This is a genomic window from Streptomyces odontomachi (assembly GCF_024435355.1).
Taxonomy (GTDB): domain Bacteria; phylum Actinomycetota; class Actinomycetes; order Streptomycetales; family Streptomycetaceae; genus Streptomyces; species Streptomyces odontomachi.
The window spans coordinates 964219-979194 of sequence record NZ_JAMJWG010000001.1; the positions used below are offsets into that span (position 1 = coordinate 964219).

General features: G+C 71.6%; 11 protein-coding genes. 6 read left to right on the forward strand and 5 right to left on the reverse strand.

Annotated features, from left to right (window positions below; all coding sequences use genetic code 11):
- Positions 1 to 49: 49 nt before the first annotated feature.
- Complete coding sequence (locus NQO67_RS04085) at positions 50 to 1183, reverse strand: DMT family transporter (protein ID WP_255946378.1); 1134 nt, start codon at positions 1181 to 1183, stop codon at positions 50 to 52.
- A gap of 74 nt (positions 1184 to 1257) precedes the next feature.
- Here NQO67_RS04085 and NQO67_RS04090 point away from each other — a divergent pair, with 74 nt between their 5' ends.
- The 3 genes from NQO67_RS04090 (at position 1258) to NQO67_RS04100 (ending at position 3902) form a co-directional block, all read left to right on the forward strand.
- Positions 1258 to 2193 (forward strand): LysR family transcriptional regulator, encoded by a 936-nt coding sequence (locus NQO67_RS04090; RefSeq protein ID WP_255946379.1) that lies wholly within the window; start codon positions 1258 to 1260, stop codon positions 2191 to 2193.
- Positions 2194 to 2293: 100 nt separating this feature from the next.
- Positions 2294 to 2890: an NADPH-dependent F420 reductase gene (locus NQO67_RS04095; protein ID WP_255946380.1), complete on the forward strand. Its 597-nt coding sequence runs from the start codon at positions 2294 to 2296 to the stop codon at positions 2888 to 2890.
- A gap of 73 nt (positions 2891 to 2963) precedes the next feature.
- A complete protein-coding gene (locus tag NQO67_RS04100; RefSeq protein WP_255946770.1) occupies positions 2964 to 3902 on the forward strand; it encodes an NADP-dependent oxidoreductase in 939 nt (312 codons plus the stop codon).
- A gap of 52 nt (positions 3903 to 3954) precedes the next feature.
- On the opposite strand, the gene NQO67_RS04105 is transcribed toward NQO67_RS04100, so the two are convergent.
- The gene (locus NQO67_RS04105) at positions 3955 to 4932 is read right to left on the reverse strand and encodes a pirin family protein (protein WP_255946381.1); all 978 of its coding nucleotides are present in this window, start codon (positions 4930 to 4932) and stop codon (positions 3955 to 3957) included.
- Between the two features lie 233 nt (positions 4933 to 5165).
- Between NQO67_RS04105 and NQO67_RS04110 the strand changes: the two genes are divergently transcribed.
- From NQO67_RS04110 to NQO67_RS04120, 3 genes are all read left to right on the forward strand, one after another.
- Complete coding sequence (locus tag NQO67_RS04110) at positions 5166 to 7010, forward strand: sulfatase (RefSeq protein WP_255946382.1); 1845 nt, start codon at positions 5166 to 5168, stop codon at positions 7008 to 7010.
- A 140-nt stretch (positions 7011 to 7150) separates the two neighbouring features.
- Positions 7151 to 8392: a D-mannonate dehydratase ManD gene (manD, locus tag NQO67_RS04115; protein WP_255946383.1), complete on the forward strand. Its 1242-nt coding sequence runs from the start codon at positions 7151 to 7153 to the stop codon at positions 8390 to 8392.
- A 155-nt stretch (positions 8393 to 8547) separates the two neighbouring features.
- A complete protein-coding gene (locus NQO67_RS04120; protein ID WP_374118893.1) occupies positions 8548 to 10449 on the forward strand; it encodes a glycosyl hydrolase family 28-related protein in 1902 nt (633 codons plus the stop codon).
- 108 nt (positions 10450 to 10557) lie between these two features.
- Here the strand turns inward: NQO67_RS04120 and NQO67_RS04125 are convergent, their stop codons facing one another.
- From NQO67_RS04125 to NQO67_RS04135, 3 genes are all read right to left on the reverse strand, one after another.
- Positions 10558 to 12804 (reverse strand): dipeptide ABC transporter ATP-binding protein, encoded by a 2247-nt coding sequence (locus tag NQO67_RS04125; protein WP_255946384.1) that lies wholly within the window; start codon positions 12802 to 12804, stop codon positions 10558 to 10560.
- The gene (locus NQO67_RS04130; RefSeq protein WP_255946772.1) at positions 12801 to 13634 is read right to left on the reverse strand and encodes an ABC transporter permease; all 834 of its coding nucleotides are present in this window, start codon (positions 13632 to 13634) and stop codon (positions 12801 to 12803) included. Before NQO67_RS04130 ends, NQO67_RS04125 begins: the two co-directional genes overlap by 4 nt.
- A gap of 101 nt (positions 13635 to 13735) precedes the next feature.
- The gene (locus tag NQO67_RS04135) at positions 13736 to 14716 is read right to left on the reverse strand and encodes an ABC transporter permease (protein ID WP_255946774.1); all 981 of its coding nucleotides are present in this window, start codon (positions 14714 to 14716) and stop codon (positions 13736 to 13738) included.
- Between the last annotated feature and the right edge of the window lie 260 nt (positions 14717 to 14976).

Here is a 14976-nt window from a genome sequence, read left to right on the forward strand (position 1 = left end):
ATTTCCTGCCGTCCCCGGCCTCCGCACCCCTCGCCCAGGGCGATCGGCGCTACGGCCGGGAGCCGGTGGCGGGTCGGCCCGTGCCGTTGTCGCGTGCGCCCTTGGCGCGGCGGGCCCGGGACTGCGTGAGCGCGGCGCCGATGATCACGACGGCCGCGCCGGCCGGGGTGGACCAGCTCAGGGATTCACCGAGCAGTGCGACACCCGCCGCGGTGGCGATGACGGGCACGAAGTAGGTGACCATCTGCGCGGTCGTCGGGCCGACTTCGTGCACGAGCCCGTACTGGATCAGCATGGCGAGACCCGTACCGAGAGCTCCCAGGGCGACCACCGCGAGCAGGGGCAGGAGGGGGAAGTGCGCCGGCAGGGAGGTGAACAGGGGGGTGACGACGGCCAGCTCCACCGTGGCGAGCAGCAGTTGTCCGCCCGTCAGCGTGAGGTGGGAGTGCGGGGAACCGGCCAGCGTCCGCCGGACGTAGATCCAGCCGACGGGGTAGCTGAGCGAGGCCAGGAGCGCCAGCAGCGTGCCCCGTACGTCCAGGCCGCTGAAGCCCTGCCAGACGCCGAGCACCGTGAGCACGCCGAGGAAGCCGATGCCGAGCCCCGCGACACGACGGCGCGAGGGGCGGTCCTCCGAGAGCGCGACGAGCGAGAGCAGCATGCCCCACAGCGGTGACGTCGCGTTGCATATCCCTGCGAGGGTGGACGGAATCGTCAGCTCTGCGAAGGCGAACATCGAGAAGGGTGCGGCATTGAGCAGCAGGGCGGCGACCGCGAGATGGGCCCAGGTGCGCGGCTCGCGCGGGAGCCGCTGACGCTTGACCACCAGGGCGGCGACGAGCACGGCCGAGCCGAAGAACAGGCGGCCCAGCGTCACCTGGAACGGCGCGTAGGCCTGGGTGCCGACCTTGATGAGCAGGAAGCTGAACCCCCAGATCGACGCCAGTACACCGAAGCGCAGCCGCCAGCCGAACGCCCGCCGGCCAGGCGCGGGGAGTGTCTCGTCACCGGCGGTCGAGGCCCCGGTGCCGGTGGCGCCGGAGCGGGTGATCCCCTTCGTGGCGGGCGAAGGGCGGGTGGTGGGGCGCGCGCCGGCATGGGTGGTGGTCGTGGTGGGTGGCGTGGGCGCGCAGGGGGCGGTGTCGCCGACGGTGGATCCGAGGCTGTGGGGCGTGGTGCTCATGGTCCCCAGGATGAGGTGGCTCATCGATTAGCACAAGAGAGTTTTTCTGAGCATCATTGCGTAGCATTGCTTACATGTTGAATCTGGAGCGTCTCCGTACTCTCGACGCGATCGCCCGCCATGGGTCGGTCAGTGCTGCCGCTGCCGGCCTGCACGTGACGACCTCCGCGGTCTCCCAGCAGATCACCAAGCTGGAGCGCGAGGTGGGCCAGCAGCTGGTGGCGAAGAACGGCCGCGGGGTGCGCCTGACCGACGCCGGCCGGCTGCTCGGCGAGCACGCCGCGCGCATCCTCTCCCAGGTGGAGCTCGCCCAGGCGGACCTGGAGGCACGGCGCGGGCAAGCCGTGGGCGAGCTGCGCCTTGCGGCCTTTCCCACCGCCGCCCGCGGTCTGCTGCCACCCTCGCTCGTCGCGCTGCGCGCCCGGCACGCGGGGCTGCGGGTACGCACCGAGGAGCTGGAGCCGGAGCAGGCCGTCAGCGCGGTGGTCCGGGGCGACCAGGATCTCGCCGTCGTCCTGGACTGGGACAACCGCCCCCTCCCGCTCCCCGAGGGCCTGGTCAAGGCCGCCGTCCTCGACGACCCTGCCGATATCGCCATGCCCGCGGACCACCCGCTCGCCGACCGCGCCGAGGTGGACCTGGAAGAGCTCGCCGACGACGAGTGGATCACCTGGCCGGCCGGCGAGTTCTGCCATGAGTGGCTGCTGTTCACGCTGCGGGCCAAGGGCTTCGAGCCGCGTATCGCGCATCGCGCGCAGGAGCATCACACCCAGCTGGCGCTGGTCGCCGCCGGGTTCGGGGTCTGCGTGGCCCCCCGCCTGGGCCGCGGCCCGGTGCCCGCCGGGGTGCGCACCATCCCCGTGCGGCACCGGGTGTACCGCCATGTCTACGTGGTCTGGCGCGCGGACGCCGATCGCCGGCCGTCCATCCGCGCGGCCGTGGAGGCGCTGCGGACCGCGGCCGCCACGACCGGCGGGCAAGGCCACGGGCGGCCCGCGAGCCCAGCATGATCCAGACGAAGGGCCCTGGCTCCGCGACGTCTTGGCCGGCCACGGCGCCGGGCCGCACGCGTGGCCGGAATACCCACGGATGCGGGCCGGTTGGCCCGGCGTGGCCACTTCGGGGCTCATCGGCAGTGGACTGATCGGCAGCACGCTCGCGCGACTGGCCGTGCCCTTCAAGGCCTACCACTCGTTGCCGCGCGAGCCTCTGGCGGGCAAGACGGTCATCGACGCCGGCAACTACGCTGCGCAGCGCGACGGCAGGGTCGAGGCCCTGGACAACGGCTCGACCACGACCAGCGAGCTGCTCCAGCACCACCTCGGCGAATCGGCGCACGTCGTGAGGGCGTTCAACAACATCCACCACACCCACCTCGCCCTACTGAACAGGCCGACCGGCGCCGAGGACCGCAGCGCGCTCCCCATCGCCGGAGACGACGCCGAGGCGAAGCGGCACGCGACCGAGCTGCTCGACACCCTCGGACACGACACCGACGACGCGGGACCACTCGCGCAGAACAGGCTGTTCGCACCGGGCACGCCCGCGTACGGCGCTCCCCACACGGAGCTGCCCAGCGGTTCGTTGACCTCTCTGGCCGCCGGCCCCGCCTCGGCCGAGTTGCTCTCCCCGACGCCGGGCCCGGCTCCGGCAGCCGAGATACGAGCGCTCCCGGCGAAGGCGTCCATCGCGCGAAACCGCCCGTGACGTACGGTGTGCGCAGGCGAACAGCGCTGAACGCGCGGCGAGCGCGCAACCCGGGTCGAGATCAGAGCGCATGATGAAGGCAGCCCGCTTCAGCCACTTCGGTGGCCCCGAGGTCCTCGAGATCGTGGATCTTCCGGACCCGCACGCGGGGCCCGGCCAGATCCGCGTCTCGGTGCGCGCGGTCGGTGTCAATCCGACCGACTGGAAGCTGCGCAGGGGTCTGATGGGCGGGGAGCTCCCGCAGCTGACGGGCCGCGACGTGGCGGGCGTCGTCAACGCGGTCGGCGCGGGCATCACGGACGTCAGGCTCGGTGATCGTGTGTTCGGCTTCTCCGACGACGGTGCGGGCGCGGCCGAGCTGGCGCTGCTCTCCCACTACGCGCCGATCCCGCCGTCGCTCGGCTTCGCCGAGGCCGCTGCCTTGCCGGTCGCCCTCGAAACGGCCACCCGCTCCCTGGACGCGCTCGGAGTCGGGACCGCGTCCGGCGCCGGGAACACGCTGCTCGTCAACGGCGCCACCGGTGGGGTCGGCAGCGCCGCCGTCCAGCTCGCCGTGGCACGCGGCGCACGCGTGATCGGCACCGCCAGTCCGGCCAACCACGCGTACCTGCGCTCGCTGGGCGCCGAGCCCGTCGCCTACGGCCCAGGCCTCGTCGCACGGGTTCGCACGCTCGCGCCCGACGGCGTCGACGCGGCGCTCGACGTCGCCGGGAGCGGCGTGCTGCCCGAGCTCATCGAGCTCGCGGGCGGTCCGGAGCAGGTCGTGACGATCACCGACTTCGCCGGCGCGCAGGAGCACGGGGTGACGTTCTCACGCGGCGACACCGGCCGCGCGGTCCATGCGCTCGCCGAGATCGGTGAACTGATCGAGGCCGGGCGGTTCTCGCTCCCGGTCGCGCGGACCTTCCCGCTCGCCGAGATCGCGCAGGCGCACCGCCTCAGCGAGGACGGCCATGTGCGCGGGAAGCTCGTGCTGCTGGTCGGCCGATGCGGCCGCGGCGACGGGACGTGACCTGGCTCGCCGGGTGACGAGCGAGCCCGGCGCGGGTACGGGGAGTGGCAGCTCAGGGGCGGTTCCTGCGCGGTTTCAGCGGGGTGCCGGGGAGCGTGGGCGCAGGCAGGCGGTCGCCGTCGTAGCCGTGCACCGCGCCGAAGCGGTCACCGCGTTCCCAGTCCTCGCGGGCCTGCCTGATGTCGTCGTGCGTACGGCCGACGAAGTTCCACCACATGATGATCTCCTCATCGAACGGCGGCCCGCCGAGCAGCACCGTCCGGGCGGCGGTGCCCGAGCCGTTCGCCATCGTCAGCCCGGCGGCACCCGGTGGGACGTAGCCCAGCTCGCCGGGGGCCACCGGCGCCCCGGACAGGCGGACGTCGCCTTCGTCGACGAGGAGTCCGTGCTCGAAACCGGTGGTCACGGGGAACGTGACCCGCGCACCGGGAGCCAGGAGGATCTCGGCGCCCAGCAGCGGAGTGAAGGTCGGCACCGGTGAGGTGCTGCCGGCCAGGGCGCCGAGGAAGACCCGGACTTCGGCGCCGTCTAGGCGGACGGGCTCGGGCGCGTAGTGCTGGAAGGCGGGCTCCGTGTCGCGGTGCTCCGCCGGCAGCGCCACCCAGAGCTGCACACCGTGCAGGACCGTGGTGTCCGGCGTGGAGACCTCCGAGTGGCAGATGCCGTACCCGCCCGTCATCAGGTTCAGCTCGCCGGGCCGCACGAACGCGTGGCTGCCGAGACTGTCGCGGTGCTCGATCTCGCCGCTGAACAGCCAGCTCACCGTCTGGAGACCGATGTGCGGGTGCGGTGCGACGTCCATGCCGCCGGTCGCTGCGACGTCGTCCGGGCCGTAGTGGTCCGCGAAGCACCAGGCGCCCACGAGGGACCGGGCCCGCTGCGGCAGCGTGCGCCGCACCCGCATCGCCCGCGGCCCGCCCAGCGGGACCTCGCGCGCCGAGAGCACCTGCACGGGCCCGGCCGTGTCCTGGCCGCCGGGTGCCGTATCCGCGCAGCGCACCTCTTCCGGCCGGGTTTCGAGATTGCTCACGGGCCCTACCGCCTTCCAAGATTGTTGTTCATTCAACTATAATCGGGATCGGCGCCAGGGCGGTCGCGCCGCGCGGGCGACACGGCGCGGAGCAGCAGACGGTGACGGCCGTACTCCGGAGCGGACCGGGGGCGCCCGCCTCGCCCCGGGGCTCCGAGGCGCACCTTATGCGGGCGGCTCCCGGCACGTAGCGTTCCTGTGAGCCTGCCGCCGTCCCTAAGGAGCCCGCCGCCGTGCGCGCGATCATGGTCATGTTCGACACGCTCAACCGCCGCTTCCTGCCGCCCTACGGAGCCGAGGGGATCCACGCGCCGAACTTCGAGCGGCTGTCCCGCGAGGCCGCCGTGTTCGACACCGCCTACGCCGGCAGCATGCCCTGCATGCCGGCACGCCGGGAGATCCACACCGGCCGGCACAACTTCCTGCACCGCTCCTGGGGCCCGCTGGAGCCGTTCGACGACTCCGTGCCGGAGATGCTCTCGCGCGCCGGCGTGTACACCCACCTCGCCACCGACCACCAGCACTACTGGGAGGACGGTGGTGCCACCTACCACAACCGCTACGACACCTACGAGTTCTTCCGCGGCCAGGAAGGCGACAGGTGGAAGGGCCACGTGGCCGACCCCGTCCTGCCCCCCAGCCTGAGCTGGAAGTCCGACGCCGCACGCCGTCAGGACTGGATCAACCGCCAGTACATGGCCACCGAGGACCTCCACTCGCAGACCCGCACCTTCGACGCCGGCCTCGAGTTCATCGCCACCAACGCCGCCGAGGACCGCTGGTTCCTCCAGATCGAGTGCTTCGACCCGCACGAGCCGTTCTTCAGCTACGACGAGCACCGCTCCCACTACCTGCACGGCATCCCCGCCGACCAGGTGCCGGGGGAGCGGGCCGACTGGCCCGACTACCGCCGGGTCACCGAGGACAAGGACGACGTGGAGCGGGTGCGCGGCGAGTACGCCGCCCTGCTGACCATGTGCGACGCCTCGCTCGGCCGGGTGCTCGACGCCATGGACGAGCACGGGCTGTGGTCCGACACCCTGCTGATGGTCTGCACGGACCACGGGTTGCTGCTCGGCGAGCACGGTTGGTGGGGCAAGAACGTGCAGCCCTGGTACGACGAGACCATCCACACCCCGCTGTTCATCTGGGACCCGCGCTGCGGGACGCGGGGCGAGCGCAGGACGAGTCTGGTGCAGACCATCGACCTCGGTCCCACCCTGCTGGACTTCTTCGGTGTTCCGCCGACCGACCTGATGCAGGGCGTGCCGCTCGGCGGCGTGGTGGCCGACGACACGCCGGTGCGCGAGGCGGCCCTGTTCGGCGGGTTCGGCGCGCACGTCAACGTCACCGACGGCCGTTACGTCTACATGCGCGCCCCGGCGCGCGCCTCGAACGAGCCGCTGTTCGAGCACACCCTGATGCCCACCCACATGGAGAGCCGCTTCACCCCGGACGAGCTCGTCGACGCCGAACTGATCGGGCCGCTGCCGTTCACCAGGAACGCCCCCGTGCTCCGCATCCCGGGACGCACCTGGGGCAACGCCTACGCCTACGGCACCCTGCTGTTCGACCTGGCGGACGACCCGGGTCAGCAGCGTCCGCTGCTCGACGGCGCCGTGGAGCTGCGCATGGCCGGCCTGTTGACCGACCGGATGCGGGCCTGCGACGCGCCGGAGAGCCAGTTCGTCCGGCTCGGCCTGCCCGCCACCGGAGCGGTCACCGAGGAGCATCTGCTGGCCAGGGTCCAGTACGCCCAGGTCCTGGCCGCACAGGAGGACCTGCCGGACGCCGAGGAGTTCGGCGGGCACGCGCTGGGGGTGACCGTGCCGGTGGGCGAGCTGCTCGGGCACGAGGGGGCCCAGGCCGCGTTGCTGCGGCACCTCCCGCTGCTGGCCAACCAGAACTTCGCCGCGCAGGTCGCGGACCAGTCGCCCTGGCAGCTCGCCGTCAGCACGGCCGGCATCTCGGCGGCGGTCCTGCACGCCCTGGACGCCGAGCTGGCGGCGCTCGCCGCACCCGTCACCCCCGCCGGCGCAGCGGCGGCCCACGCCGACGCCACCGACCAGGGGCGATGAGCCTTCGGTGGGCCGTCGCCCACCGCGACGGCCCGCCGCCGCACCGCTTCGACCTGCCCTTTACGGTGGCCTGGTCACCCCATCGGGTGTCATCCCCGCCGGGGCGCCCGGCACCGCACCACCGCACAGGAGCCACCCGTATGAAGATCCGCTCGGCCGAGACCCTCGTCACCAGCCCGGGACGCAACTTCGTCACCCTGCGCATCACCACGGACGACGGCATCACCGGCCTCGGGGACGCCACGCTCAACGGTCGCGAGCTTGCCGTCGCGAGCTATCTGCGCGATCACGTCGTGCCCCTGTTGATCGACCGGGACGCCGCCCGCATCGAGGACACCTGGCAGTACCTGTACCGCGGCGCCTACTGGCGGCGCGGCCCGGTGACCATGGCGGCCATCGCCGCCGTCGACACCGCCCTGTGGGACATCAAGGCCAAGGCGGCCGGCATGCCGCTGTACCAGCTGCTCGGCGGCGCGTCACGCACCGGAGCCCTCGCCTACGGGCACGCGTCCGGTCGCGACGTGCCCGAACTGCTGGACTCGGTACGCGCCCATCTGGCCAAGGGCTACCGTGCCATCCGCATCCAGACCGGCATCCCCGGACTCGACTCCGTCTACGGGGTGGCCGCCTCCTCGGCCGCCGGGGGCGAACGCTACGACTACGAGCCGGCCCGCCGGAGCACCACGGCGGTGAACCGGCCCGTGGAGGAGGTCTGGGACACCCGCGCCTACCTGCGTCACCTGCCGAACGTCTTCGAGGCCGTCCGGGCGGAGTTCGGTCCCGAACTGCCGCTGCTGCACGACGGCCACCACCGCATGACCCCCATCCAGGCCGCGAAGCTCGGCAAGGCGCTGGAGCCGTACGACCTGTTCTGGCTGGAGGACGCCACACCGGGCGAGGACCAGGCAGCCCTGCGGCTCATCCGGCAGCACACCACCACACCGCTCGCCATCGGCGAGGTGTTCAACTCGGTGTACGACTACACCACGCTGCTCGGCGAGCGGCTGATCGACTACGTGCGCTCCGCCGTCACGCACACCGGCGGGGTGACGCCGATGCGCAAGCTCCTCGACTTCGCCGCCGTCTACGGCATCAGGTCCGGGCTGCACGGGCCCACGGACATCTCGCCCGTCGGCATGGCCGCCGCCCTCCACCTGGACATGGCCGTGCACAACTTCGGCATCCAGGAGTACATGCAGCACGCCGCGCAGACCCTGGAGGTCTTCCGCACCTCCTACACCTTCACCGACGGCCTGCTGCACCCGTCCGACACACCGGGCATCGGCGTGACCTACGACGACGACGTGGCCGCCACGTTCCCCTACGAACCGGCATACCTGCCCGTGAACCGGCTCAAGGACGGCACCGTCCACGACTGGTGAGCCACCGAACTCTGCAAGAAACGCAAGTGCTTGCAGAGAATCGCAATTTTGCAGCGAATAATTAGAAAGTTGCGCTACTTCGTAGACTCTCTGCGGAGGACGCTCATACTCTCTGCACGTCCGCGCCACCCCACTACGCAAGGACGTATGGACGCATGAACGTCATCCGTGCACACACCCCCACCAGACGCCGCAGGACGGCCCGCGGCCTCGGCGCAGCCCTGTCGCTGGTACTCGCCGCGGGCACCCTCGCCGGTGCGGCCGTCGCCACCGCAGCGTCCGACGCGCATGCGGCGGCCGTGCCGGCGCTGTCCCCGTTCGCGGTGCCGGGCCGCGGCGCCACCGTGCCGTTCGCGGAGCAGGAGGCCGAGTACGCCGACACCAACGGCACGCTCATCGGCCCCGACCGGCACTACACCACGCTGCCGTCGGAAGCCTCCGGGCGGCAGGCCGTCACGCTGGACGGGGCGGGAGAGTACGTCGAGTTCACCCTCACGAAGCCGGCCAACGCCATGTCGTTCCGGTACTCGCTGCCGGACAGCTCCGACGGCACGGGACGTGACGCCGCGCTGGACCTCAGCGTCAACGGGACGCACCTCAAGGACGTGCCGGTGACCTCGAAGTACAGCTGGTACTACGGCGGCTATCCGTTCAACAACAACCCGGGCGACACCAACCCGCACCACTTCTACGACGAGGCCCGCACCTTCCTCGGCGCGACCCTGCCGGCGGGCAGCAAGGTACGCCTCCAGGTGACGTCGACCGCCGGCTCGCCCACCTTCACCATCGACCTCGCCGACTTCGAGAACGTCGCGGACCCGATCGCGAAGCCGTCCGGCGCCCTCGACGTCGTCGCCGACTACGGCGCCGACCCCACCGGCGCGGCGGACTCGACCGCGGCCATCCAAAAGGCCGTCGACGACGGCCGGACGCAGGGCAAGGAGGTGTACATCCCGCAGGGCACCTTCCAGGTCACCCAGCACATCGTGGTCGACCAGGTGACCCTGGCCGGTGCCGGCCCCTGGTACTCGGTGCTGACCGGCCGGGACGCCGGCGACCGCACCAAGGCCGTCGGCGTCTACGGCAAGTGGGCCGCCGACGGCGGCAGCAGCGACGTCACCCTCAAGGACTTCGCCATCATCGGCGACATCCGCGAGCGGATCGACGACGACCAGGTCAACGCCATCGGCGGCGCCCTGTCCGACTCGGTCGTGGACGACGTGTGGATGCAGCACACCAAGTGCGGTGCCTGGATGGACGGCCCGATGGACAACCTGACCATCAAGAACAGCCGCATCACCGACACCACCGCCGACGGTGTCAACTTCCACAAGGGCGTGACGAACTCCACCGTCACCAACACCTTCGTCCGCAACACCGGCGACGACGGCCTCGCGATGTGGGCGGAGGCCACCCCCAACGTCAAGGACGGCTTCACCCATGACACGGTGGTGCTGCCCATCCTCGCCAACAACATCGTCACGTACGGCGGCCAGGACATCAGCCTCTCCGACAACGTCATGGCCGACACCCTCACCAACGGCGGCGGGCTGCACGTCGCCAACCGCTACCCGGGCGTCAACTCGGGCCAGGGCACCGCGGTCTCCGGCACCACCACCGCGGCCCGCAACACCCTGATCCGCACCGGGAACAGCGACTACAACTGGAACTTCGGAGTCGGCGCACTCTGGTTCGACGGGCTCAACGAACCCATCAACGCCACCATCGACGTCACCGACACCGATGTCCTCGACTCCTCCTACGAGGCGATCCAGCTGATCGAGGGGTCCACCAACGGCCTGCACTTCAGCCACGTCGACATCGACGGCACCGGCACCTACGCCCTACAGATCCAGGCACCCGGCACGGCAACGTTCGACCATGTGGTGGCCACCGGCATCGGCCAGGCGGACACCCCCATCCACAACTGCATAGGCGAGGGCTTCAAGATGACGGTCGGTGACGGCAACTCCGGCTGGAACGAGGCCGCCCCCGTCTGCACCGGCACCTGGCCGGACCCGAAGTGGACCTACGACGGCGTCCCGTCGGGCTCATAAGCGTCCTTCCCGCCCCACACCGGTCCCCGGCAGCCGTGCGACCCCACCCCGCGGCTGCCGGGGACCTCCCTGTCCCACGCCTGGCCGCACGGGCCTGCGGTGGGCCCTTCAGAGCACCGCCCGAACCTGCGGGAAGTGGCAGGCCGCCACCTGGTCGGTCGCACCGTCCCCGAGCAGCGCCGGACGCTCGCGTTCACAGCGGGTGCGGTCACTCGCTCCCAGCGCGGCGAAGACGGGGCAGCGGCCACGGAACCGGCAGCCCGGGTCGCGCTGCGTCGGACTGGGGGGATCCCCGGCCAGCAGGATCCGCTCACGGGCCCGTTCCCGGGGCGGGTCCGGCAACGGCACCGCGGAGAGCAGGGCCTGGGTGTACGGATGCCGGGGGCGTGCGAAGACGTCCTCCACGGTGCCCGCCTCGACCGTGCGCCCCATGTACATCACGCTCACCCGGTCGGCGATGTGCCGCACCACGGACAGGTCGTGCGACACGAACAGATACGCCAGACCCAGCTCCGCCTTGAGCTGCTGGAGCAGGTTCAGCACGCCGGCCTGGATCGACACGTCCAGCGCGGACACCGGTTCGTCCAGCACGAGCAGTCGCGGATCCACCGCCAGCGCTCGCGCGATCCCGATCCGCTGCCGCTGCCCCCCGGAGAACTCGTGCGGGAAGCGGTGCGCATGGGCCGCTTCGAGCCCGACCAGACCCAGCAGCTCCGGGATCCGCCGACGCACCGCGGCGCGGTCGGCGCCCAGGGCACGCAGTGGCTCGGCGACGAGGTCGGCGACCGGCATCCGGGGGTCCAGGCTGGCCATCGGATCCTGGAAGACGATCTGCATCTGCGACCTGAGCTGGCGCATCTGCTGCTTGGTCAGCTGGGCCGTGGAGCGCCCGAGCACCTCGACGCTGCCGCTCTGGGGCGGTCTGAGCCCCAGGATCTCGAACAGCGTCGTCGACTTCCCGGACCCGGACTCGCCCACCAGGCCCAGCGTCTCACCGCGGCCGATGTCCAGGTCGACGCCGTCCACCGCGTACACGCTGCCCGTTCTACGCTTGAAGACGGTGCCCTTGAACAGCGGGAACGTCTTCGTCAGCGCCCGCACCCGCAGCACCGGCGAAGCGTCGTCAGGGGCGTCGGGCCCGGCCGCCCGGGGCGGGATCGACGGGACGGGGAAGACATCGGCGGGACCGAGCCCGCGCCGCAGGATCTCCTCGGCCCGTATGCAGGCCGCCCGATGCGTCTCGGGGGATGCCGGGTCCGCAGCCGTGACGGCCGAAGCGGGTTTCGCCTCCGGGCTCCCCGCCGGGACCGGCGCTGCGGTCCGCGAGTCCGGGGCCGGTGCTGCGCTCCGTGGGGACCGGCCGACGGGCAACAGTTCGGGCTCCGCGTCGCGGCACGCCGGCTCGGCGAGCGGGCAGCGGGGCGCGAAGGGGCAGCCGGCCGGCAAGGCATCGGCGGCCGGCGGCGCGCCCGGGATCGGCACCAGCACGGACGGCCGGGGCGACCCGGCGCCGCCGGCCCCGTCCTCCCCGGCCGACGACGCGTCCGCCGAGGACGGCACGGAGGGCGCCGCCCCGTCGAGCCGCGGCACCGCGCCCAGCAGTCCCAGCGTGTACGGCATCCGGGGCCGGGCGAACAACGCGTCGACCGGTGCCGTCTCGACCATGCGGCCCGCGTACATGACGGCGACCCGGTCCGCGCTGCCGGCGATGACGCCCAGATCATGGCTGACCAGCACCATCGCCGCGCCGGTGGCCTGCTGGGCGGTGCGCAGTGCGGCCAGGACCTGGGCCTGGATGGTGACGTCGAGGGCGGTGGTCGGCTCGTCAGCGAGGATGACGTCCGGGTCGTTGGCCATCGCCATGGCGATCATCGCCCGCTGGCGCATACCGCCGGAGAACTCGTGAGGGAACGCCGCCGCGCGCAGCCGCGGCTCGGGTATGCCCACCAGGTCGAGGAGTTCCACGGCGCGCTCGGCCGCCTTCTCTTTGGACACGTCCTGGTGGGCACGGACCGCCTCGGCGATCTGGTCGCCGATCCGGTACACCGGTGTGAAGGCGGACAGCGGGTCCTGGAAGACCATCGCGATCCGGTTGCCGCGCACCGTGTTGAGCAGGCTCTCGCTCGCCCCGAGCAGCTCGGTGCCGTCCAGCCGCACCGAGCCCTCGGCCCGCGCGCCGTCCGGCAGCAGCCCCAGCAGGGCCAGCGCCGTCATCGACTTGCCGGAGCCCGACTCGCCGACGATGCCGAGCACCTCGCCGCGGCGCAGCGTGAAGTCGACGCCGCGTACCGCGGGCGTGGCACCGAAGCGGACCCGCAGCCCGCGCACCTCCAGGACGGTGTTCTGCGCGGTCACGACCGTGCCTTCCGTGTGGTCGGGTCGAAGGCGTCCCGTAGGCCGTCCCCGACGAGGTTGACCGCGAGCACCAGCACCACCAGCAAGCCGGCCGCGAAGAAGAACATCCACGGATAGGTGACCGCCGCGGGGGTGTTGTCGGCGATGAGGGTGCCCAGGGACACATCCGGTGACTGCACGCCGAACCCGAAGTACGACAGGGCGGTCTCGCTCATGACCGCGCCGCCGATCGCGATCGTTGCATCGATGATCAGGAACGAGGCGATGTTGGGCAGGATGTGCCGCACGATGATCCGCACCGGATGCACGCCCATGTACTGTGCGGCCCGTACGAACTCCCGCTCCCGCAGGGACAGCGTCATGGACCGCACCACGCGGGCCGTGATCATCCATGCGAAGAGGGTCAGAAGACCGGCGAAGGCCAGCCAGCCGGTCGACTTCAGCCGGGGCGCGACGATCGCGATGATCAGGAAGCTGGGGAAGACCAGCAGCAGATCGACGAGGAACATCAGCCCCCGGTCCGTCCAGCCGCCGAAGTAGCCCGCGCTCGCGCCCACCACAGCCGCGAGCAGCGTCGCCACCAGACCCACCAGCAGACCGATGACCAGGGACTTCTGGAGCCCGCGCACGGTCTGCGCGAACACGTCCTGCCCGATCCGGTTGGTGCCGAACCAGTGGTCGCCGGAGGGTGCCGTGCGCAGCGCCGTGTAGTCGATGTCGGAGTAGGACCAGTGCGTCAGATGCGGCCCGGCGAAGGCCAGCACGAACAGCAGCACCAGCACGGCGAGCCCCGCCAGCGCACTGCGCCGCGCCACGAAGCGGCGCACCACCGCACGGCCCCGGCCCGGCAGGGCGCCGGCGCCCAGCGGGGCGTCGACGGCGTCGGCCGCGGCCGCCACCACACTCTCGGTCGTCACGTCGGCGACTCCTCCTAGGCCCGTACGCGGGGATCGAGCGCGGCATGCAGCACATCCGCCAGGAACCCGGAGAACAGCACGACCACGGCGGCGAACGCGGACACCGCGACCACCGAGTTGATGTCGTTCTTGCCGATGGACTCCACCAGCCACTCACCCATGCCGTGCCAGCCGAACACGATCTCGGTGAAGGTGGCTCCGGTGAACAGGGCGAGGAACCCGTAGGAGAAATAGGTCGACATGGGGATGAGCGCGGTGCGCAGCCCGTGCTTCAGCAGCGCGCGGCCCCGGCTGAGCCCCTTGGCGCGCGCCGTGCGCAGATAGTCGGCGCCCAGCACGTCCAGCATGGTGTTGCGCTGGTAGCGGCTGTAGGCGGCGACGGTGACCAGGCCGATGGAGAGCGTCGGCAGGAGCAGGTGCACCCCGTGATCCCGCAGTTCGGCCCAGATGCTGCCGTGCAGATCCGGATCCTTCTCACCGGTGAACTGGATCAGGTCGGTGCCCAGCACCGCGTTCAGCTTGATCGCCCCGATCTTCAGCAGCACCGCCAGCAGGAACGTGGGCGTGGACAGCAGGAGGAACGAGGCGAGGGTCACCGCACGGTCCGACAACCGGTACTGGCGCACCGCGGTCCACGCCCCGGCGAGCACCCCGACGACCGTCCCCAGCACCGTTCCGGTGAGGAGCAGCCGCATGCTCACCCCGAGCCGGCGGACCAGTTCGGCACCGACGGGGGAGTCGTCGATGGTGCGCCCGAGGTCGCCGTGCACCGCACCGGCGAACCAGTGCCACAGCCGGCTCGTCAACGGCGTGTGGTCGTCGATGCCGAGCGCCGCCAGCTGCGCGCGGACCGCCTCGGGGGGCGGCGGCGGATGCCGGCCCTCGAAGTACGCGCGCGGATCCAGCGCGACGGACGCCAGCAGGTAGGACAGACAGACGGCCACCACCAGCAACACCACGTAGTAGGCGAACCTTCTGGCCAGATAGGCCGTCACGTCACGCACCCCTCCCTCGCAGTGACCGTTGGTCATGTCGCCGGTCGTTCCGGCACGGCAGCCGATCACGCAGCGGACGCCCACCGCCACCCTCCAAGGATCGCGGTCCGCGCCGTATTCCCGCGCCGCCGTGTTGCCGTGCTGCGAAGAGAGCATGTCAGATGGCCCGAGGGAGTTACGGCGGGGTGGCCCGCGACTTATCATCCCCTCGGCCGCACCGGACCCACCCCTGCCGGGCGCCGGCACCGACCTGTAGCGGA